The sequence below is a fragment of the Collimonas sp. GW821-FHT07E08 genome (genome assembly GCF_059418905.1).
The window spans coordinates 187346-208075 of record NZ_JBWKQR010000011.1; the positions used below are offsets into that span (position 1 = coordinate 187346).

General features: G+C 54.9%; 26 protein-coding genes and 1 tRNA gene. 21 read left to right on the forward strand and 6 right to left on the reverse strand.

Features of this window, described 5'->3' with window-relative positions; all coding sequences use genetic code 11:
- Positions 1–311: 311 nt before the first annotated feature.
- The 3 genes from AC07RZ_RS16130 to AC07RZ_RS16140 all read left to right on the forward strand — a co-directional run bounded on the left by AC07RZ_RS16130 (position 312) and on the right by AC07RZ_RS16140 (position 4145).
- On the forward strand, positions 312–1037 hold the full coding sequence (locus AC07RZ_RS16130; protein ID WP_144739047.1) for a Crp/Fnr family transcriptional regulator: 726 nt from the start codon (positions 312–314) through the stop codon (positions 1035–1037).
- A 123-nt stretch (positions 1038–1160) separates the two neighbouring features.
- Entirely contained in the window at positions 1161–3245 is a 2085-nt protein-coding gene (locus AC07RZ_RS16135; RefSeq protein WP_494668672.1) for a PAS domain S-box protein, read from the forward strand.
- A 60-nt stretch (positions 3246–3305) separates the two neighbouring features.
- Positions 3306–4145: a response regulator gene (locus AC07RZ_RS16140; protein ID WP_494668673.1), complete on the forward strand. Its 840-nt coding sequence runs from the start codon at positions 3306–3308 to the stop codon at positions 4143–4145.
- 90 nt (positions 4146–4235) lie between these two features.
- Here AC07RZ_RS16140 and AC07RZ_RS16145 read toward each other — a convergent pair whose 3' ends face one another.
- Positions 4236–4568 carry a collagen-like protein gene (locus AC07RZ_RS16145; protein WP_494668674.1) on the reverse strand — a complete coding sequence of 111 codons (333 nt, stop codon included), beginning with the start codon at positions 4566–4568 and terminating at the stop codon, positions 4236–4238.
- A gap of 831 nt (positions 4569–5399) precedes the next feature.
- On the opposite strand from AC07RZ_RS16145, the gene AC07RZ_RS16150 reads away from it, so the two are divergent.
- A complete protein-coding gene (locus AC07RZ_RS16150) occupies positions 5400–5912 on the forward strand; it encodes a GNAT family N-acetyltransferase (RefSeq protein WP_494668675.1) in 513 nt (170 codons plus the stop codon).
- Here AC07RZ_RS16150 and AC07RZ_RS16155 read toward each other — a convergent pair.
- Positions 5887–6795: a LysR family transcriptional regulator gene (locus tag AC07RZ_RS16155; RefSeq protein WP_494668676.1), complete on the reverse strand. Its 909-nt coding sequence runs from the start codon at positions 6793–6795 to the stop codon at positions 5887–5889. The two genes, AC07RZ_RS16150 and AC07RZ_RS16155, sit on opposite strands and share 26 nt — an antisense overlap.
- Before the next feature lie 112 nt (positions 6796–6907).
- Between AC07RZ_RS16155 and AC07RZ_RS16160 the strand changes: the two genes are divergently transcribed.
- The gene (locus AC07RZ_RS16160) at positions 6908–7786 is read left to right on the forward strand and encodes an aldo/keto reductase family oxidoreductase (RefSeq protein ID WP_494668677.1); all 879 of its coding nucleotides are present in this window, start codon (positions 6908–6910) and stop codon (positions 7784–7786) included.
- Here AC07RZ_RS16160 and AC07RZ_RS16165 read toward each other — a convergent pair.
- Positions 7783–8073, reverse strand: coding sequence for a hypothetical protein (locus AC07RZ_RS16165; protein ID WP_494668678.1), 291 nt, complete (start codon positions 8071–8073; stop codon positions 7783–7785). The two genes, AC07RZ_RS16160 and AC07RZ_RS16165, sit on opposite strands and share 4 nt — an antisense overlap.
- Here AC07RZ_RS16165 and AC07RZ_RS16170 point away from each other — a divergent pair.
- The 4 genes from AC07RZ_RS16170 to AC07RZ_RS16185 all read left to right on the forward strand — a co-directional run bounded on the left by AC07RZ_RS16170 (position 8072) and on the right by AC07RZ_RS16185 (position 9930).
- Positions 8072–8584: a YybH family protein gene (locus AC07RZ_RS16170; RefSeq protein ID WP_494668679.1), complete on the forward strand. Its 513-nt coding sequence runs from the start codon at positions 8072–8074 to the stop codon at positions 8582–8584. The genes AC07RZ_RS16165 and AC07RZ_RS16170 overlap by 2 nt on opposite strands.
- Before the next feature lie 193 nt (positions 8585–8777).
- On the forward strand, positions 8778–9065 hold the full coding sequence (locus AC07RZ_RS16175) for a putative quinol monooxygenase (protein WP_144739055.1): 288 nt from the start codon (positions 8778–8780) through the stop codon (positions 9063–9065).
- Between the two features lie 22 nt (positions 9066–9087).
- Entirely contained in the window at positions 9088–9588 is a 501-nt protein-coding gene (locus AC07RZ_RS16180; protein WP_494668680.1) for an SRPBCC family protein, read from the forward strand.
- Positions 9589–9624: 36 nt separating this feature from the next.
- Positions 9625–9930: a DUF4359 domain-containing protein gene (locus AC07RZ_RS16185; protein ID WP_494668681.1), complete on the forward strand. Its 306-nt coding sequence runs from the start codon at positions 9625–9627 to the stop codon at positions 9928–9930.
- Between the two features lie 164 nt (positions 9931–10094).
- Here AC07RZ_RS16185 and AC07RZ_RS16190 read toward each other — a convergent pair whose 3' ends face one another.
- The gene (locus AC07RZ_RS16190; protein WP_494668682.1) at positions 10095–10439 is read right to left on the reverse strand and encodes a hypothetical protein; all 345 of its coding nucleotides are present in this window, start codon (positions 10437–10439) and stop codon (positions 10095–10097) included.
- A 261-nt stretch (positions 10440–10700) separates the two neighbouring features.
- Here AC07RZ_RS16190 and AC07RZ_RS16195 point away from each other — a divergent pair, with 261 nt between their 5' ends.
- From AC07RZ_RS16195 to AC07RZ_RS16210, 4 genes are all read left to right on the forward strand, one after another.
- Positions 10701–11039, forward strand: a complete 339-nt coding sequence (locus AC07RZ_RS16195) for a helix-turn-helix domain-containing protein (RefSeq protein ID WP_494668683.1) — start codon at positions 10701–10703, stop codon at positions 11037–11039.
- 563 nt (positions 11040–11602) lie between these two features.
- Positions 11603–12517: a TIGR02391 family protein gene (locus AC07RZ_RS16200; RefSeq protein WP_494668684.1), complete on the forward strand. Its 915-nt coding sequence runs from the start codon at positions 11603–11605 to the stop codon at positions 12515–12517.
- Positions 12518–12531: 14 nt separating this feature from the next.
- Positions 12532–13134, forward strand: a complete 603-nt coding sequence (locus AC07RZ_RS16205; protein ID WP_494668685.1) for a hypothetical protein — start codon at positions 12532–12534, stop codon at positions 13132–13134.
- Positions 13135–13209: 75 nt separating this feature from the next.
- On the forward strand, positions 13210–13344 hold the full coding sequence (locus tag AC07RZ_RS16210; protein ID WP_494668686.1) for a hypothetical protein: 135 nt from the start codon (positions 13210–13212) through the stop codon (positions 13342–13344).
- Between the two features lie 3 nt (positions 13345–13347).
- Here the strand turns inward: AC07RZ_RS16210 and AC07RZ_RS16215 are convergent, their stop codons facing one another.
- Both AC07RZ_RS16215 and AC07RZ_RS16220 read right to left on the reverse strand, forming a co-directional pair.
- Positions 13348–14358 carry a hypothetical protein gene (locus AC07RZ_RS16215; RefSeq protein WP_494668687.1) on the reverse strand — a complete coding sequence of 337 codons (1011 nt, stop codon included), beginning with the start codon at positions 14356–14358 and terminating at the stop codon, positions 13348–13350.
- A 206-nt stretch (positions 14359–14564) separates the two neighbouring features.
- A complete protein-coding gene (locus AC07RZ_RS16220) occupies positions 14565–14945 on the reverse strand; it encodes a hypothetical protein (RefSeq protein ID WP_494668688.1) in 381 nt (126 codons plus the stop codon).
- Positions 14946–15377: 432 nt separating this feature from the next.
- On the opposite strand from AC07RZ_RS16220, the gene AC07RZ_RS16225 reads away from it, so the two are divergent.
- The 8 genes from AC07RZ_RS16225 (at position 15378) to AC07RZ_RS16260 (ending at position 20666) form a co-directional block, all read left to right on the forward strand.
- The gene (locus AC07RZ_RS16225; RefSeq protein ID WP_494668689.1) at positions 15378–16013 is read left to right on the forward strand and encodes a DUF5343 domain-containing protein; all 636 of its coding nucleotides are present in this window, start codon (positions 15378–15380) and stop codon (positions 16011–16013) included.
- A 1-nt stretch (position 16014) separates the two neighbouring features.
- Entirely contained in the window at positions 16015–16590 is a 576-nt protein-coding gene (locus tag AC07RZ_RS16230) for a Swt1 family HEPN domain-containing protein (RefSeq protein ID WP_494668690.1), read from the forward strand.
- 352 nt (positions 16591–16942) lie between these two features.
- A complete protein-coding gene (locus AC07RZ_RS16235; protein ID WP_494668691.1) occupies positions 16943–17365 on the forward strand; it encodes a hypothetical protein in 423 nt (140 codons plus the stop codon).
- Between the two features lie 196 nt (positions 17366–17561).
- A tRNA-Gly gene (locus AC07RZ_RS16240) sits at positions 17562–17635 on the forward strand.
- Positions 17636–17773: 138 nt separating this feature from the next.
- Positions 17774–18481 (forward strand): tRNA (guanosine(46)-N7)-methyltransferase TrmB, encoded by a 708-nt coding sequence (trmB, locus tag AC07RZ_RS16245; protein ID WP_494668692.1) that lies wholly within the window; start codon positions 17774–17776, stop codon positions 18479–18481.
- A gap of 27 nt (positions 18482–18508) precedes the next feature.
- On the forward strand, positions 18509–19069 hold the full coding sequence (locus AC07RZ_RS16250; protein WP_494668693.1) for a hypothetical protein: 561 nt from the start codon (positions 18509–18511) through the stop codon (positions 19067–19069).
- 86 nt (positions 19070–19155) lie between these two features.
- Positions 19156–20151, forward strand: a complete 996-nt coding sequence (thiL, locus tag AC07RZ_RS16255) for a thiamine-phosphate kinase (protein WP_494668694.1) — start codon at positions 19156–19158, stop codon at positions 20149–20151.
- Positions 20148–20666: a phosphatidylglycerophosphatase A gene (locus AC07RZ_RS16260; RefSeq protein WP_144739066.1), complete on the forward strand. Its 519-nt coding sequence runs from the start codon at positions 20148–20150 to the stop codon at positions 20664–20666. The genes thiL and AC07RZ_RS16260 overlap by 4 nt, the downstream gene beginning before the upstream one ends.
- Positions 20667–20730: the final 64 nt, after the last annotated feature.

Sequence of the window (20730 nt, forward strand, 5' to 3'; positions counted from 1 at the left end):
TCCATCCGGGTAATCTCGGTTGTCTGGATCTCCTAGGACAGCCGGTTCATGGCAGCGCCTGCGGGCGCTGCCTTTTTGTTTTTAGGCTCCCCTATTTGTGCCGCCAGCGACGGCTGGCCATGCGCGCCCGGCGCCAGCGTTGTTTTTTGGCACTGTTTCACCCGCTGATGTGCAATAACGGACATTCCACAGCCTCCAGGCAAAATCAGTCCGGGCTGGACCATCAGGTATGTTACCTTGGCTAACGCGGCCATTCTTTCGACTGCGCATTGACAATCAGCTGGCTAAAGACCGGGAGCAGGAAGAAGGCCATGTTCAGCGCACCTGACCCAAACCAGAACCACCTGCTGGCAGCGCTGCTCGATGCTGAATTCGACCGCCTGGCGCCGCACCTGGAACTGATCCCGATGCGGCTCGGCGACCTGCTCTACGATTCCGGCGGCAAGCTGCAGCATGTCTACTTTCCCACCACATCGATTGTCTCGCTGCTCTACGTGCTGGAAAACGGCGGATCTTCCGAAATTGCCGGGGTCGGCAATGAAGGCATATTGGGGATTTCTCTTTTCATGGGCGGCAATACCACGCCCAGCCGCGCAGTGGTGCAGACCGGCGGCCACGGCTACCGGCTCAAGTCGCAGATATTGATGGAAGAATTCAATCGCGCCGGGCCTGTAATGCGCTTGCTGCTGCGCTACACCCAGGCCCTGATCACGCAAATGAGCCAGACCGCCGTGTGCAACCGCCATCATTCGCTGGAGCAGCAATTGTGCCGCTGGCTGCTGCTGACGCTGGACCGCCTGCCCTCGAACGAATTGACGATGACCCAGGAATTGATCGCCAGCATGCTGGGCGTGCGCCGCGAAGGGGTCACCGAAGCCGCGGGAAAACTGCAGAACCTCGGCTTCATACGTTATCGGCGCGGCCATATCACGGTGCTGGACCGGGCTGGCCTGAACAGCAACGTCTGCGAATGTTATGACGTCGTCAAGAAAGAATTTGCGCGCCTGCTGTCCGATGTGCGCCAGCGGCAAGGCTAGCCGGCGCCAGTCCCGCCGGCCCGAGAAGCCAGGTACTTGCAGCATTACAGATTCGCAACCACCTTGTTTGAGCCGAGGCTAGCGCTCAGTTGTCTGCCCATCACATCTGGATTTATGCCCGCCATGGAAAACACATCTGCCGAACATGCATCGCAAGCCGTACGGCAACCGCTGCTGAAAGCCGGCGCATTGCAAAACGCCATTTTCAACAGCGCCAATTTTTCCTGCATCGCCACCGACGCCCAGGGCGTGATCCAGATTTTCAATGTCGGCGCCGAGCGCATGCTCGGCTACAAGGCCGAGGACGTGGTCGACAAGATCACGCCGGCCGGGATTTCGGATGCGCAGGAACTGATCGCGCGGGCCGCAACCCTTAGCCTTGAGCTGGACACCAAGATCACCCCAGGCTTCGAAGCGCTGGTGTTCAAGGCATCGCGCGGCATTGAAGATATCTATGAACTGACCTACATCCGCAAGGACGGCAGCCGCTTCCCGGCGATGGTGTCGGTCACGGCACTGCGCGATGCGCAAGACAAGGTGATCGGTTATCTCTTGATCGGCACCGACAACACGGCGCGCAAACGGGTCGAAGCGGAGCAGGCATTGCTCGACCAGCGCCTGCGCGACCAGCAGTTCTACACGCGTTCACTGATCGAATCCAACATCGACGCATTGATGACCACCGATCCGCGCGGCATCATCAGCGACGTCAACCAGCAGATGGAAGCCTTGACCGGCTGCACGCGCGATGAATTGATCGGGGCGCCGTTCAAGAATTACTTTACCGATCCAGACCGTGCCGAGGCCGCCATCACACGCGTGCTGCGCGAAGGCAAGGTGACCAACTATGAACTGACCGCCCATGCCAGCGACGGCGCGGAGACGGTCGTCTCGTACAACGCGACGACTTTCCATAACCGCGACAATCAGCTGCAAGGCGTGTTCGCGGCGGCCCGCGACGTCACCGAACGCAAGCAGTTCGAGCATACGCTGCAAGAAAACAATATCGAACTGGAAAATGCCAAGGCGGCCGCGGAAAAAGCCAACCTGGCGAAATCGGATTTCCTGTCCAGCATGAGCCATGAGCTGCGCACTCCGCTCAACGCCGTTCTCGGGTTCGCGCAGCTGATGGCGTCCGATACGCCGCCGCCGTCGTCGGCGCAGAAACTGTCGATCGACCAGATTTTGCAGGCCGGATGGTATCTGCTGCGCCTGATCAACGAGATCCTCGACCTGGCGATGATCGAATCGGGCAAGGTGACGCTGTCGCAAGAATCGATGTCGCTCACCGAGGTCATACAGGATTGCCAGGCAATGATCGAGCCGCAGGCGCAAAAGCGCGGGGTGCAGCTGACCTTCCCCTTGCTGGACGATCTCTTTTATGTGCATGCCGACCGCACCAGGGTCAAGCAAGTGATGGTCAACCTGCTGTCGAACGCGATCAAATATAACCGGATCGGAGGCAACGTCGTTGTCAAATGCGCGATGCTCGGCAGCGACCGGGTCCGCGTAAGCGTGACAGATACCGGGGCCGGCCTGACGCTGGAACAGCTGGCGCAGCTATTCCAGCCATTCAACCGGCTCGGACAAGAGAGCAGCATCGAAGAAGGCACCGGCATCGGCCTGGTGGTGACCAAGCAGCTGGTCGAGCTGATGGGCGGTGTCATCGGCGTCGAAAGCAGTGTCGGCAGCGGCAGCGTATTCTGGGTGGAATTGCCGGCGGCAAGCGCGCCGGAACTGGTGTTTGACGACATGCACAAGGCCGCCGCGGATAAGCCAGGAGATGCCGCGGCAAACCCGTTGCAGCCCCGGCGCACGCTGCTCTATGTCGAGGACAATCCGGCAAACCTGGTGCTGGTTGAGCAGTTGGTCGCCCGGCGCGGCGATTTGACGCTGCTGACCGCCATCAACGGCCACCTGGGGATCCAGATGGCGCGCGCGCACCAGCCGGACGTGATCCTGATGGATATCAACCTGCCCGGCATCAGCGGCTACGGCGTCTTGAAAGTCCTGCATGAAGATTCGGCAACGGCCCACATCCCGATCATGGCGCTGTCAGCCAATGCCGTCCCGCGCGATATCCAGAAGGGCATCGATGCCGGCTTCTTCCGCTACCTGACAAAACCGATCGAGGTCGTCGAATTCATGGATGCCCTCGACGTCGCGTTGCGCCACGCAGAAAAAAACGGCTTGCCGAGCGGCGTATAGATAACGACGCAATACGGCCTGGCTTACTGGCAGGTGAACGACTTTTTTGGGAACAACGCAATGCTTGAAGCAACTGAAATTCTAAAGGCCAGCATCTTGATCGTGGATGACCAGAAAGCCAATGTCATGCTGCTGGAGCAAATGCTGCGCAACGCCGGTTACGCACACATCACATCGACGATGGATCCGCACGCCGTGGTTGCCTTGCACCTGGCGCATCGCTACGACCTGATCCTGCTCGATCTGCAAATGCCGGAAATGGATGGATTCCAGGTCATGGAAGGATTGAAGGAAATCGAAACGGCGGGATATCTGCCGGTGCTGGTCATCACGGCGCAACCGGCCCACAAACTGCGCGCGCTGCAGGCGGGCGCCAAGGATTTCGTCAGCAAGCCGTTCGACCTGGTTGAAGTACAGACGCGCATCCACAACATGCTGGAAGTGCGGCTGCTGTACCAGAAACTGGAGCACTACAACAAGGTGCTGGAACAGACAGTGCTGGAACGCACGGCAGAACTGCGCGAGAGCGAAGCCCGCTTCAAGAGTTTGACGGAGCTGTCTTCAGACTGGTACTGGGAACAGGATCAGCAAGGGAAATTCACCAAGGTCTCGGGCCCGGTTTTTGACATGCTCGGGATCGATGCCGACAGCGCCGGCGGCGCGCTCAACATCGCGCCGACCGCACACTGGAACGAGGCCGAGCGGGCGCAGCTGGAGGACAACATTGCGAACCGCCGTCCCTTCCTCGATTTCATCTACAGCCGCAGCAACGCCGACGGCAGCCTGCAATACCTTCAGGTCAGCGGCGAACCGATGTTCGATTCAGCCAGCCTTTTCATCGGCTACCGCGGAATCGGCATGGATGTCACCGACCGCATGCGTCGCGACCAGGAAAAATAGTCCCGGCGCCAAGGCATCGGCCAGGCCGATATGCGTAAAAGCCGGCCTGGATAAGCCGGCGCGTCGGATGGCGTAGTCGGAGCAAAACCCTTATTTCTGGGCAGGCACGACGACAACCGTTCCGCCGGTTTTTCCTGTATCGCCTTTGCTGCCGTCGGCGCCCACGGCGCCATCACTTCCCGTCGCCCCGGTGGCGCCGGTGGCGCCGGTAGCGCCGGCCGGGCCAGGAACAGCCACCCCGGCGCCGGTCGCACCTGTCGCGCCAGCCACGCCTTCGGAACCGGTCGCCCCGGTAGCACCAGGCGCGCCCGCCGGGCCAGGAACCACCACTATGGATGGCGTGGGGCTAGTGCTTGCAGGCTTGTCGCAAGCGGCAAGGCCAAACGTGACGACCAGCGTCGTCAATAGCAATGCATGTTTCATATCGATCCTTTTAGGTAGCAAGAGAAAAAACGCACGGTAATGCGCTATTCGAATCCCTTTATAAAAATTGGCTCTGAGATTCGCCTGTTCGCAGATTAAGCGAAAGCACCAGGCTTCTCTGTGTGTTGGCGCACGGATGACCGTATTTTTCAGGATGCATGAAACAGGCATCTCAATGCCATCTGCCCGCTCGCCGGCGCTATGTGCGCGGCCGCACGGATCATGGCCGGAATCAAGCCTATAACGTGGCATGTCACGCTACAAAACCGACCGACTTTTATTTCCACTCACCGAGAACCGATATGAAAACATTCGTGCATTTGTACCGTTATTACCGACGCGGCGGCTACCATATTGTTCCAGCGATGAAACGAGCCAGCCGTGCCTGGAGCCATGGATTCTGAATTATTGAGAGCTTCATAATTCACCACACCGCCACGGCAAGAGTCATGTGGGGTCAGAGTCAACTTTCGCAGTGCTTCATCGCGAAACTTGACTCTGACCCCACATGACGGATTCGGAGAAAGGCACAGCGCACAGCACGGTTTTGTTCTTTTCCAACGATGAGGCAAATACTCCGTGGCCCGCTAAGTGGGGTCGGAGTGAAGTTTCTGCAAAAAAGCGCGCAGAAAATTCACTCCGACCCCAGTTAGCTGCGTTCGTTAATCGCACAGAAAAACCGGACAAGGGTATTGGGTTATATACGGCACGCCGACAGTTTCGCGTTGCGATTCAAGCTGTCCGCCCGCGCAGCCGTCCCGTTGCAGTCATCGAGGATTGTGCGATCCACGGGTAAAATAAAAGCTGCTCAACGAATGGAAACCGTGACCGATGACTGCCCCCATCATCCGCGCTCTCGAATCTGCCGATTATCGATTCGTCTCCTCCGCAGTCGATGACTGGTGGGGCGGCCGTCCTGTCCGGGCGCTGGTCCATCGCATATTTTTCGACCACCTGAACGCGACCAGTTATGCCATAGGACCGTCGGACGCCGTCCAGGCATTCCTGATCGGCTTCGTATCGCAGGCCGATCGCACAGTCGCCTACATCCATTTCGTTGGCGTAAGCCCTGCTGCACGCTCCGGCGGCCTGGCCCGCATGCTCTACGAACATTTCTTCAGCGTGGTCAGCGCCAAGGGCTGCACAGAAGTGCGAAGCATCACCTCCGTGGTCAATACCGGTTCGATCAAATTCCATCGCAAACTGGGATTTACGCTTCTTCCCGGATCCGGTGAAATCGACGGCATCCCGGTTGCGCTCGATTATGCCGGCGAAGGACAGCATCGCGTCCTGTTCCATAAATCGCTGTTGGCCGGCGTCAAGGATGGCCGGCAGGCGTCTTGATGAAATCGATGAACGCACGCAAAGGCGCCGGCACCAGGCGGCGCCCGGGATAATAGAGGAACGGTCCGGAAAAATGCGGCCACCATGGTTCGAGCACAGGCTCCAGCGCACCGCTATCAAGATGCGGGCGCAACCAGTCCTCGAAAAGACAGATGATGCCGCTGCCTGCGATCGCCACCTGGACGGCGAGATCGGCACCCCCGCCCGCCTGCACGATCAACGGCCCCGTCGGCTCTACCCGCACCACCTCGCCGTTCCGCTCAAACTCCCACGGCGGCATCGAGCCGCTGGAAAAGCGGCCGCGCAGGCAGGCATGGCCAAGCAGCTCGCGCGGGTGTCCTGGCCGGCCACGGCGATCAAGATAGGCAGGAGAAGCGGCGGCGGCAAAGCGCTGGACACGCGGCCCTATCGGCACCGCGATCATGTCCTGTTCCAGCCGTTCGTCGTAGCGGATGCCGGCGTCGCAGCCGGCCGCGATCACATCGACAAAGCTGTCTTCGGTGAAGATCTCCAGCTGGATATCGGGATAGGCGGCGAGAAACGGCGGCACGATGCTGCCCAGCACCAGCCGCGCCGCGCTGACCGGCACGTTGAGGCGCAATGTGCCGGCAGGCCGGTCGCGAAAACCGTTGACCACATCAAGTGCCGCCTCCATCTCGCTCAAGGCTGGACTGAGCCGCGCCAGCAAACCCTCGCCCGCTTCGGTCGGCACCACGCTGCGCGTGGTGCGGTTGAACAGCCTCACACCGAGCTGCGCCTCCAGCCGGCGCACCGCTTCGCTCAGCGCGGACGCGCTGCTGCCGCTGGCACGCGCGCCTTCGCGGAAGCCCTTGGCGCGCGCCACCGCCACAAAAGCGTTCAGATCTTCCAGATTGACCTTCATTGCCGGCACCTCCACTGTTCGCCAATCCGCACAACCCGTACCGATTGTACCCAATTATCACGAAGGCGGAAGACGCCTACCATGGATCGTCTCTCACCTAAAGGAAGCAATCATGTCCAGCATCGAACAATCCGGCACATTCACGCTAGGCCACCGCAGCGTAAAGCGGCTCGGCTACGGCGCCATGCAACTCGCAGGGCCAGGCGTGTTCGGCCCACCCAAGGATCGCGGCGCGGCACTGGCCGTGCTGCGCGAAGCCGTCGCGCGCGGGGTCAACCACATCGACACCAGCGACTTCTACGGCCCGCACATCACCAACCAGCTGATCCGCGAGGCGCTGCATCCTTACCGGGACGATCTCACCATCGTCACCAAGATCAGCGCCCGGCGCGGCGACGACGGATCGTGGATTCCCGCCATGTCGCGCGAAGAACTGATCCAGGCGGTCCACGACAACCTGCGCAACCTGGGCCTGGATGTGCTCGATGTGGTTAACCTGCGCAGCATGCTCGGCATCCACGGACCGATAGAGGGATCGATCGAAGAACCGCTCACGGTGGTGGCCGAGCTGCAGCGGCAAGGGCTGGTGCGCCACATCGGGCTGAGCAACGTCACCCCGGCGCAGGTCGCGGAAGGACGCAAGATCTGCGAGATCGTCTGTGTGCAAAACCACTACAACGTCGCGCATCGGGACGACGACGCCCTGATCGACCAGCTGGCACGGGACGGCATCGCCTACGTGCCCTTCTTTCCGCTCGGCGGCTTCAGCCCGCTGCAATCCTCGACCTTGTCCGGCGTCGCCGCACGCCTCGGCGCCACGCCCATGCAGGTCGCGCTCGCCTGGCTGCTGCGCCGCTCGTCCAACATCCTGCTGATCCCGGGCACCTCGTCTATCGCCCACTTGCACGAGAACCTGGCCGCGGCCGAACTGGCGCTGCCGGGCGATGCAGTCAAAGAATTGGACAGCGTGGTGAATATCAGCGCTACTTAAGGAAACTTCAAATAACCGCTGTTACGTCTCGGCGCCCCCCAGCTGCGCGCCCCGGTCATTCCCGCGAACGCGGGAATCCATTTTAAATCAGCAACCTGGATCCCCGCGTTCGCGGGGATGACGAAGTTTTTAGAGTTCATCTCAAGACATACCAAATGCGCGCCTGGAAAATGCAAACGGCGCGCATTTGGCGGTCTCCCGTGTGCGATGACGAAATCCGGGATATTCTGCAAGCGGAACAAGATTCCTGCCATGTAAATAATCCCGCCCCCAACCATGTCAACCATGACCACATTCAGCCGCTACGCACTTGTCATCGCCCTCTTCGCACTTTCACCGCTTGGCCACCCGGCAATGGCGGAAGAACTGCCGTCGTTGAACGGGAAAACCGGTCACATGCCGAGCGAAGATAGCCGAAAACAAATCCAGGAAGTTTTGGATAACTATGCCAAGAGCGTGACGACTGGAGACCGCGCGCTTTTCGAATCTCAGCTGTTAGACGAAAAAATACCTTTCTTCGGACTCGGGGAAAAATTAAGCCCGTCATTCAAGCCCATTTCGCAGAGTTTGCAAGGTTATGCCGGATTTCGGAAGGCGGTCTTCGAGAGCGGTAAAAAATATAGTCAAAAAATTTCGAATATCAGAATTGAACAAGACGGCGATCTGGCCCAAGTGTCTTTAGACTTTGAAACGACTCTCGTCGAATCCGGCGAGAGTGCGCAAGGCTGGAAAATCCTGCAGTTGCTGAAGGTCCAGGGGCGCTGGAAAATTGTCAGCGAACTGTATGCCGTGAGGTGAAAAATGTTGGGAAACTGCAAGGATTGACCTGTCAAGAACTAACTGCGCTGGCTTTTGACGATTCCTCAGTTCTTTAACATTAACGGGCGTATCATTATCTTCACCAGGGTTGGCGGCAAAATTCGAGCAATTGCCGCCGGATTTCAGGCGTTGCCAGCCCTACTCTCATCTGCCGCAACGGGAGGAAAATAAAATGATCAAGATCATGGCCCGGATTTCATCGCAATCAGGCGCGGAATCGTCAATGAGAGACATATTGCAGGATCTGGTCGGCCCCAGCCGCAACGAGGCAGGATGCCAGAGCTACGAGCTGTTCCAGGATGAAGAAAATCCGCTCGAATTCGTGACCATCGAGCACTGGGCAGAGCAGGCAGCGGCCGACGCGCACATGGCTACGCCCCATGTTGCCGCGGCAATCGCCAAAGCTGCTCCGTTGCTGGCGCAGCCGCCCGTCATCCATCGCTACACGCAACTCGCCTGAGAACATACCGGAGGTATCAGCGATGTACGCGCATAACGCCGAAAACGCAGGGCAAACCCTCTCTCTGCATTGCATCAGAATCGATACAGAGATCTACATCAACCGGCCGCAGCATGAAGTCTTCGACTACGTGACCACGCCGGCGCTCTGGCGCACCTGGCATCCGGCCACGGTGGAAGTGCGCGATGTCCCGAATCGTCCATTGGTTACCGGCGAGACCATGCTGGAACTGATCGCGGTTGCAGGCCGCCGCGACCAGGCGCTGTGGACGGTAACTGCCTGCTCGCCGCCCCGGTCCTGGGAAATTGCCACCGATACCAGGAATGGCACAGCGCACATCACCTACACGATCATGCCCACAAACGGCGGCTGCCGCTTCCATCGCACCCTGGAATTCCGCTCAAAGCGCTGGCCGTGGCGAATGCTGGACTCGACCTTCACGCGCTGGATACTGGTCCGCCAGTCAGCCCAGGCGCTGCGCAATATCAAGGCCGTGCTTGAAGAAAAGCAGATGTCCCTCTAGAAACTACATTACATTTGTATTTTTTGACCGAGAAGAATGAAACTATCACCAACCATCATCGTGCTATCGGTTGTAGGGCTGTTGGCGTTCACCAACCCCAAGCTGGACAGCTATGAACAACACATTCATCAAATAATCACTCAGGAGGCCGACAAACGGGATGACGTGACGCGGACGCTGGGAACGATATTTGGCGGGGTGGCTAGCAGCTTCATAGCCAGCAGCACGGTGAGGAATAATTATGTGCTGTTTAGCACTTACGATTCGAACCTGGGAACTCGGCATGTGAAATTTGTAGGCATCCTTGGCAATTTCTTTCAGACATCTTCAACAAATCGCTGATTGTCGCCACGAAAAATCCCCATATGAAATTGATGCACATCGGCATGAAGCTCATGTCTGATCGAATCACTTCGGCCCAACTCTGTAATGGTATAGATTTTTCACCTGCCGCCACGTGACCTGCTTATTGCGCCACAAGGAAAACAAGATGAATTTGTACTGCATCACCCACTGAGCTCGCAATCCTCTTTGCTCGCATGCATGTCGTTGAGCACATCGATATGGCCCTGTGCCCGCTCCGACAACATACGCGCAGCGGCCATCGCCATGCGCGTCAGGCTCTCTGTATCGGCTACGTTCAACGGCGGTGGAGATGCATCGTCGCGCTGCTCACGCGCGAGATCACTGGCGTAAATCAGCGATAGGCAGGTTTGAATGCCTCGGCTGATGTCCAGCGTAGTTGCCATAAATTGAGCCGATGTGCTCATGTGTAGTTCTTCGACTAGCCAGGAGAATGATTGATGCCTGGCTTTCGACGAAGGTTGAATTGATGGGCGAATGCTGCTCATAGCAGGGTTCCTCATATGCGGTTAATCAATCGTGGCTTTTCTCACGTATATGCCATATCTCTCATGAGACTCTGCGTGGTGGCTGCACGCCAATATGTCAGTCAAGTTCATAAATTTGGAATTGATAGAAATGTCCGTGACATTGAGATAATATAGGAAAACAGAACTCAATATGCCTAGTATATACATATTAAGTCATTACATAAAAATGTTCACTAGGACAACATAACTTGCTTCAACTTAGCAACTTATAGCCAGTCCATGAGTGACAACATCGCGCGACGAATTGGGAAAAATATTGCGGCCGCCCGAAAGGCAAGCAAACGAACTCAGGCAGATGTGGCTGAGGCGATAGGGATAGATACAGTGTCACTGTCGCGAATCGAGCGCGGCGCTGTCACTCCAGGCTTGCCAACACTGGATAAGATCGCGGATGAATTGCGCGTCCCAGTAGCGAGACTATTTGATGGAGCGTCAACAAATGCCACAGCATTGGCAGACAACATCATTTCGCAGTTAGAACCGCTAAAAGACGCAGATCGATTATTCTTGGTCGAGCAAGTGCAGGTTTGGGCGAAAAAACTAGCAGCAAAAAAATGAAAATGTGACTAGTGAAACTATAAAATTTAGACAGGCGATCTTTATAGCTGTTTAGTCCCGCCAAAACCAGAGCATTAGCTGAGAATGTTTACGCTGTTCATTTGCGCGCCGAATTGCCCCACTCAATTTGACCCACCCTCCATTGCCTGGCGAACGCCGCCACCCTGTCGTAAGCCCCCTCGAAATCCAATTCCAATAGGGCCCCGTGAAGCTGTTTCAGGCTGCGCCGTTGCTTGCGGGATTTGCTCACCTCGGTCTTGAGCCAGGCTGATAGCTGGAAAGCGTATGGACCGATGGCGCTGGCCGATTGGCGCTCTGCACAGGCCGGTTCAGTTGTTTCTGAGCGCAGATAACCATAAAATTTTAAATGAATAGAGACTAAGCGACACGATCCGTTGTTCCTTCATGAGCGAAGCGAATGAAGGCTTCAATATCGATGAGTTGCGGCATAATGCTCTAGCACGTGGTAGCGTCACTCCATTTCACGGCCTGTTTGTAATCAAACGGTTAGCAAAAACGAATACTCTTTAAGGCCGGGATAACTACCTCCTTTAACAATTAAAATGAAATCTCAGCGTCTTTTGAGTAGCGACCTCGCGGGCATCCAATATTTGGGCCTAAGCGGCATCACTTTATCCTGTATTAAAGCCATTACTCTGCTGATAAACGGCGGCGAATCGATAAAACACGCATTCTTGATTACCTGCGACTCAAATCACGCCTTTCTACTCGCTGACGAATACGACACCATGATTGCCGTGAAGGATGGGTTTCGCTCCGGCTATACTGGAGAAGGCCCTCACGGTTTAGCCTCTGCGCTAATGCTGCTATATCGGCATAACGTAGAAATTGAGGAACACACGGTTGATGTCTCATTTATGGAAAGGCTAGGATACTCCTGCCTGCTACAAAGCGACCTCGACTCTATTAGAAATCAAAGTCCTGTTCGCCCTCGTAGGTGGTATGACTATGTGCACGACCAGGGCCTAGAGTTGAAAATTCCCGGAAAGCACCTATCGCATCATTATCCGTTAGCGATCCCTTTTAGCTTAATTGACGAACGCATTATTGATCTAGCTGTAAACTTTCATAAAAACGAGGACACGGCAATACTTTCGGCATATCGACGTTTGGAAGACATAATTCGCAAGCGAACCGGATTGACAGGCGAAAGCACGAAGTTATTTTCAAAAGCCTTTTTGTCAGACGACTCACCTCTTCGATGGGATGTACCTGACGAAGGTGAATTAAAAGGGCGAGCCAACCTGTTCAATGCAATTTTTATGGCATTTCGCAATGCCAGAGCTCATCGCGAAATTAAATTTAAATCCGATGCAGAGCTAAGGGAATTCATGCTAGTTAATGAGCTGTATCGCTTAGAAGCAGAAGCCATGACGGAAGCCGAGCTCAAGAAAAAAAAGGAGACTGAAACAACGTTAGATAAAAGTGTGCTCATGCTAAAACGAGACTCTACGTGATTATTGGAGATACCGTGCGCTATCAGAAAGATGACGAACTTCGTCGACGCATCAATTCATTCTTGCAAAACGCATTTGACTTGCCGGAGGAAGACTATTATGCGCGACTGAACCTGAAGAACCTTCTCTCTCTCAAATTAGCGCTTTCGGATACCAACAATGCGGTGACGATGCGATTGACACTTGACTTCTTGGACTGGGCAATTAAAGTATTTTCATTCGACGACTCAGCGAAAGAATTATTACGCGCAAATGTATTGAGCACCAAGCCAAACAGTAACGGGTACGACGTACACTGCACGGCCCCCGTGCAGTTCGTCGCAGAGGTCAAGTGTAACATCCCGGTGAATGGCGGCTACTTATATGGGGCGGCTCAAAGAATTGGAATTGCGAGAGACATTGATGGACTGCTTCATGGCAAGTCGAAGGCGTCTTCTGTTGATCAAGGTTCGCTCAAATTTATGGTATTCGTTGACTTGCCAGAAGTCAGAGCAGCAAACAATCATCTACTTGGATCAAGTTCGATGGCGTCGAAGCCGTTTCGAGTTCTAAAGGAAAACGAAATGCCAAACGATCCCGCGATTGTATACGGCATATATGTGCCGCTTGTTCATTAGCCGTTTATTCTAGCGAAATTTCTGCGGTAGCCGCTGAACTGAGGCGATGTGATGAAATCGAAGAGGAAGTTGTAAATGACAAAAATTGATATGATCTGGATTGCTGTTGCGTCGATGCTTCACTCTGAAAGTAGCGTATTCAAGACTGTTACTCATGGTCAAATCGAAGCGCAAGTGACCAAGTTTTTCGGTGAAGCGTACTACAATTAATTGCTAACCAGCGAAATCAAACTCATCAATAAGCTGTGCAGATTTTTTGGCAAATCCAGCTAGTTTTCTTTGCTGATCTACAAAATAATCGTGAACGAATGACACAATCAATAAGTGATCATCGTAAATTATGTGGAGCTGATTACTATAATGGTTTGAACGCGGGAATATGCGCCAATGCACTGGTTCCCCCGGAAAACGGCTGATACTTTCATCACTTCGCAAGACCACGAGCTCGTCATCAAACTCTAGTACCGTTCCGAACGGAGCGGTGCCCGCTGCTACAAAACTGTCACGTACGAGGTCAGTTACGGGAATGAACCCGCTATTTCCAAATGACGTTCTCTTATGCTCCGAATCGACGTCCCTTTTACTTCTCTTCAAATTGGGTTGATAATTTGTGACTGCAATCCCGGAATCAGTCATTTGATAAACTTTTTCTCGTGCTCCCCAAATTACGCTACTTGGAGCTGCGTCCGATGCAAATATATCTTTCCCATCGATAACCCTGTCCAGAACACGCCTTGCTGCATATCTATCGTCAGTTTTTTGCTGGAAATAATTCACAAAAAATGACGAATCAGTTGTTCGCCCCATTACACTTTGAAACGCCCAGTCACAAGCGCTACACGCCCGTTCAGTGAGTCGCACCCCGTTTGATAAAACCTCGTAAGGTTCACGACGATCAAAAGAAAATTCGAACAGCCCGTCGTCACCCATTGCAGACGCGACCGCAGTGTAATCGTCGGATGCCTTGATTTGAAACACTCTGGCGTCATGATGTTTAGCAACTTCATTGTTCGACTTCGACGCGATTCTTGATCGAGGAACAGAGTACAAACCCGAGTCATCGCCAGCGAATATCTGGTTGTAATACACCTCAGTATCGGTTGGTAAAAAATCGAACGGGCTACCCTGCTTATTAAATTGGGAGGCATTGACGACAACCTCATATTCAGAAGTCGCTAGCGCTCCAAGTTGCAGTTTTATTGGATCACTGATCTTTGGATCCATCAGTATTCTCCGAACCTTTGGATTGTAAAACAAATCACTATCCGCGAACGCGACACGTATTGCTGTCTGCACCTCAAGATTCTCTGACGCAATGTCGTCGACGGCTTTTGACCAATCAATCCTATACGTCCCACCCTCATCGTCGAACAAAATTAACTCGCCAGAATAAATCTGCGAGTCCCAGAAACTCCCTTTAATTTTCAGTTTTACAGGCTGCATCTTTTACCCTTATGAATCTTGGCAAATTTTGCTTTGCTTATATATCCGCGTACACGCCAATCGTGCAAAACATCAACCGGCGGCTTATCAAATGGCGAGAGCCAGTGAGCTACTGGGTATCCGTGCCAGTTATCTTGATCGCCCACAAATTTTGCAACAAACAAAGTTGTGATTGTCCCGGGAGCCACGCCGAGCTGCAACGGAGCGCCCTGCGGTAAATACAGTCCAAAAAAACACGCGTTCGCTTGCCAGTTATTAGCATTTGCTAATGTGTAGCAACTGATCTCTTCAGGAACGGGAATACTCCACTGTGACTTCGCGTGTGAGAACTGGGCGTTCCTATGCTGAGGATTTGGCGTATACGGCATGAATATTGCACCCTGATTCGAATTGTTATGTTACCTATAGTACTCAGTTTTCCGTTGCCGCTACGCATTTGATGAAAATTAAGTGGGCACGATTGCCCAACAAAATGATGTCAAAAAAATTACCTTCGATCGGCCAAAGTCAAGCATAGAAGCACAAGCTCAGTCGGGCGAGTATTTGGAGGTACGTGTTCATCTCAACGATAGGTAGCTGCTCATGCCCATTCGTGAAGAATGTCCGATATGGCCATTTCTGGTTTGACACAAAATCATGCATTTTCAACCAAACTAACACGGACTAAAAAGCTCTTCATGTCATGGAACCATTTATGTTTATGCGCACAATGGATTTTTGTTAACTTGCATTTTGGAAAATACTGCCGAAGAATAGCTGCCAGGACATTTTTTCAGTAAACAATTATTCGAAGGATTGTTATGGCGCTTACAGGAGCTTACCTCGTTACAACAAAAAATCTTGAAGCATTTTTGGCTGCTATTCAAGCGGCGAAAGCACCTGAGCGTTTTAATAATAAATTTCTAAATGATCTAGACTTCAAGAGCAGCAATGACCGGCTACTCATGGCTCTATTGAAAGGTCTCGGTTTTTTAGATGAGTCAGGCATTCCAACTAAACGTTATTTCGCTTTTCTTGACCAAAGTGAGTCTGGACGAGTACTCGCGGAAGCAATCCGTGAAGCTTACGAGGATTTATTCGCCGTAAATAAACGAGCTAATGACCTTTCTGAGGAGGAAGTTAAAAACAAACTTAAGACACTTACGCAGGGGCAGAAATCAGATAACGTCGTCCGGCTGATGGCCGCTACGTTCGTAGCGTTATGCAACATGGCCGACTGGTCTGCGCCAATACTCACCCCAGCTGCGCCAGAAGCACCGCCAATTGAGAAGGCGGATGTACCGCATAAAATCAACTCTTCCCAAAAGCGTTCGAGCAGCGAAGAAACTTCCCCGTTGCGACTGCACTACGATATTCACGTTCACTTACCTGAATCCCGCGACCCTGCGGTATTTGACGCAATCTTTCAAGCCATGCGAACCCATCTTGGAGGTTAAGGTGACTGATCTCTATTCTTTCGCGTTTCGTGGTTTACTAACTGAACAAGCTCTTGAATCAACCCAAAGAAAGAGTCGGCTATCTTTAACGAACAATGTAGATCACGACGTAGCGAAAAGACTACCAATCGAATCTCTTGACGAAGATTTAGTTTCTAGAGCCAAGCGGATGGCAACCGTGTATATCGTAATTGCTGCTTTTGAGAATACCGTTCGTGATTTTGTGTCAGTGCGTTTACTTGAAGAAATAGGTGCAAATTGGTGGCAACAATCCGTCTCTGAAAAAATTAGAGTCAAAGCAGAATCCCGGCGCACAGAAGAAGAGAAAGTACGCTGGCATGCACCAAGAGGAGACGATCCACTAAACTACACAGAATTTGGCGACTTAGCGGCAATAATTGGGCAAAATTGGAAACTATTCGAAAACCATCTGGAATCCCAAGATTGGGTAAGACAAATTATCTCCACAATAGAGCGCTCACGAAATGTAATTATGCATAGTGGGGAGCTCGGTCTTCAGGACATTGAACGTATTGGCACAGCTGTCAGAGATTGGATTCGGCAAGTTGGTGCGTAAATATATGGTCTGTCTATGATTGTTGATATCCCCAAGTATGACCCCCGTCGACAGACGGTCCTAATACCTAATCAATTTGATTATTCGATCACAGCGATCATACTTCGGATAAATCAGCCATCACATTCCCCATCCCCTCAAACATCTTTCAAGTTTGCAAACCCCGCCAAAACCCGCGTAAAATGCGCCTATCGCGGGTGTAGTTCAATGGCAGAACGAAAGCTTCCCAAGCTCATCTGGTTTTCTATATATGTCGTGGCTTTGCAGCCGATTTCCGCTCCGCAAATTCGCCAATTATGTCGGCTTAAACCTCAACAATCATGCGGGTCTCAATATTTTTGCGGAGCAGCTAATGCGCTATATGACCGTCATTATTTGTTACGCTCTTTCAATGGCGGGGCTGTTTTTTCCACTACTCCTTATCACCGCCCTAACTGAAAACACACCTTCAGCTCGGGATATAGGACTCGTGACGGCCGTTTTAGTAGTCATGTATTACGCCTGGTTCTGCCATGTGATTATGAGCATTGGCTGGATACGTGATCGCAAAGTAAAATGGATCTGGCCAGTTACCGGCACATTTGCCGGCACTCTCAGCATCTGTTGGGTACCACTGATAGATTCACTCAAGCATGGAACATCACTACAGCTCGGTGCATTTCTAGGTTCGTTTTTGATCCTTGGTTTTTTTGTGTTGCCCTGTATGTTGTTGGGCGTTTTCTTAGTCTGGTTTCATTTGAAGCCAAGTCGCAAACTGATCGCTCAAGAAAAGTGATGACCTCCCACTCCAGATGGCAGATATCGTGCTTCATTCAATCCGATATCCCTGGGTGATGCACTGTGACATTCTGAATAGCTTCACACAAGTGCGGTCGCGAAGGCAGTACAGCCGTCTTGCGGAGTAATTTGCAGTCTTTGCGGAGCAAAATTATCAGAATTTCAAAGTAGAAATGGCTTAGAATATGGGCTTCGCGGGTGTAGTTCAATGGTAGAACGAAAGCTTCCCAAGCTTTAGACGAGGGTTCGATCCCCTCTACCCGCTCCAGACCAGCGTTGGCGCCAGCATCTCCGGGCGCCATTTGTATTTTTGAGGCGCTCGATTGCCTGGCGTTACAATGACGCCATGGCCCATGGCAGTTACATGGCAATTGCGCGCCCGCCTCACCCTAACCGTCTATCCAGCATGTCAGAAAACAAATCCGGCAAACCCCTTTTTTACGATCCGACCGAACACCGGATCCGCAGTTTTGTCACGCGCGCCGGGCGCTTGTCGACGGCGCAGGCGCGGGCCATCGAAGAATTGGGGCCGCGTTTTTGCGTGCCTTACGACAAGGCCGTGGTCGACCTCGGCCAGGTTTTCGGGCGCAATGCGCCGACCATCCTGGAAATCGGCTTCGGCATGGGTGAAACCTCGGCCAAGATTGCCGCCGGCATGCCGGAAAAGAATTTCCTCGGGGTTGAAGTCCATACGCCCGGCGTCGGCAGCCTGCTGAAGCTGATCGGCGAGCAGCAGCTGGGCAATTTGCGCCTGGTCCAGCATGATGCGGTGGAAGTGCTGACCAACATGATCGCGCCCGGCTCGCTGGCCGGAGCGCATGTGTTTTTTCCCGATCCCTGGCACAAGGCGCGGCACAACAAGCGCCGCCTGATCCAGGGGCCGCTGGTCAGCCTGCTGGCCTCGCGCATCGCGCCGGGCGGCTACCTGCATTGCGCCACCGACTGGCAGGAGTATGCTGAACAGATGCTGGAAGTATTGAGCGTCGAGCCGCTGCTGAAGAATACCGCCGAGACTTACGCGGAACGGCCGGATTACCGGCCGGTGACCAAGTTCGAGAACCGCGGCTTGCGTCTTGGACATGGCGTCTGGGACCTGGTGTTCACGCGCGTTTGACCTGTTTTGCCATAGGAAGCCTGCGACATGTTGCTAACCCGATTTTTTTCCCGCATCGACAACCGGTTTGCCAGCTTTGCCGCCTCGGCGGCGCTGCTGGCCCTAGCCCTGACCCATTCACCGCTGGCGCAGGCGGGAGAGCAAACGCCGCCGCTGCCGCCCGGGACGATCACGGTTGAGGAAACCCATTACAAGCCGGCCGCTCCCGGCGTGACGGCGCCGCAGGTGCCGGCGACGTCCAGCCGGCCGTCGGCCGAGGGCATGGTCGATGCCGCGAAACGCGATATCGGCAAGATAGACCGCGAACTGCGCAAGGATGCGCCGCCCAAGGACGCCAAGGCGGCCGAGCCGACCATGCAGCAGAAACTGGAAATGGGCCTTGCTCCTGCGGCCCCGCCGCCGCCAAGCTCACCGAAGGACACCACCATGGAAGACATCACGCTGCCGAACGGCCAGCGCGTCACCAAGGTGACCGGGCCGAACGGCACCTATTGCGTCACCCAGATCTCGGTCGGCAATACCAAGGGCGAAGACATCATGCAGAAAGGCGCGATTTCGCGCACCACTTCCTGCGGCGCGGGGTTTTGAAGCAAGCCCGGCCATGGCCGGCAAGCAATTTCAGCAAAATGACCAAAATGCCCGTCTAACAACCCGCCAGTCGGTACAATCTGCCTATGTTGTCCGAATTCGACCTGATCTCCCGCTACTTCACTCGCGCGCCGCGCAGCCATCTTGACCAGATTGCGCTCGGCGTCGGCGACGATTGTGCGCTGCTGGCGCCTGGCGCCGGCAAGCAGCTGGCCATCTCTACCGACATGCTGGTGGAAGGACGCCACTTTTTTCCCGATGCCGATCCGTTCACGCTCGGCCACAAATGCCTGGCGGTCAACCTATCCGACCTGGCGGCGATGGGTGCGCGGCCGCTGGCGTTTACGCTGGCGCTGGCGCTGCCCGCGGTACATGAGGGATGGCTGGCGGCGTTTTCAGGCGGCCTGCTGGCGCTGGCCGACCTGCACCAATGCGAACTGATCGGCGGCGACACCACCAAAGGTCCTTTGAACATCTGCATCACGGTATTTGGCGAAACCGTCCCCGGACAAGCCTTGCGCCGCGACGCCGCCCAGGCCGGCGACGACATCTGGGTCTCCGGCACGCTGGGCGACGCCCGCCTGGCGCTGGCGGTCTACCGGCAGGAACTCGGCGCCGAATTGAGCGCTGACCTGATTCCGGGCAGCGACAGTTTCAAACTGGCGGCGGCGCGCATGCACCAGCCGACGCCAAGGGTTGCGCTGGGCCAGGCCCTGCACGGCATCGCCCATGCGGCGATCGACATTTCCGACGGCCTGGCCGGCGATCTCGGCCACATCCTGGCGCGCTCGGCTGTCGGCGCCACGCTGGCGGTCGACAGCCTGCCGGCCGGCCCGGTGCTGAGCCGGCAAAACCAGGCGATCCGCCGCCATTTCACCCTGGCCGGCGGCGACGACTACGAATTGTGCTTCACCGCCGCCGCCGGCCAGCGCGGCGCCGTGCTGGCCGCGGCCCAGGCTGCCGCCACCGCCGTCACCCGCATCGGCAGCATCGACGCCGACCCAGGCTTGCGCCTGCACGATGCCGGCAATAACCCGCTTAACCTGCAACTGGCTTCTTTCGATCACTTTCGCTCAACATGACAGAAACAACTCCCCCGCCTCAACCGATCAAGGCTAGCGCCCGTTTCATGCTGTCGCATCCGGCGCATTTCATCGCCCAGGGTTTTGGCAGCGGACTCTCGCCCATCATGCCGGGCACGTTCGGCACCTTGTTCGGCTGGCTGTCGTATGTAGTGATGACCACCCGCTGGCCGGAAATTTTCACGCCGCTGAACTGGCTGGTGATCATCGCCGCCGGTTTCATCGTTGGCATCTGGACCTGCCAGAGCACCGGCCGCCACCTGGGCGCGCCGGACCATGGCAGCATGGTGTGGGATGAAATCATCGCATTCTGGCTGGTGCTGGTGCTGGTGACCCCGGCCACCCTGCCGGCGCAGTTCGGCGCCTTCGTCGTGTTCCGTTTTTTCGATATGGTGAAACCGCCGCCGATCGCCTATTTCGACCGCCATTTCAAGGGCGGATTCGGCGTCATGTGGGATGACATCGTGGCAGCGTTTTATACGTTGCTGGCGCTGGCCCTGTGGCGCGTGATCTAGCCCGGCGATTGCATCTGCCCGTAACAAGTGGCAGTATGTACTGACCCAGCCGGCAGAACAGCAA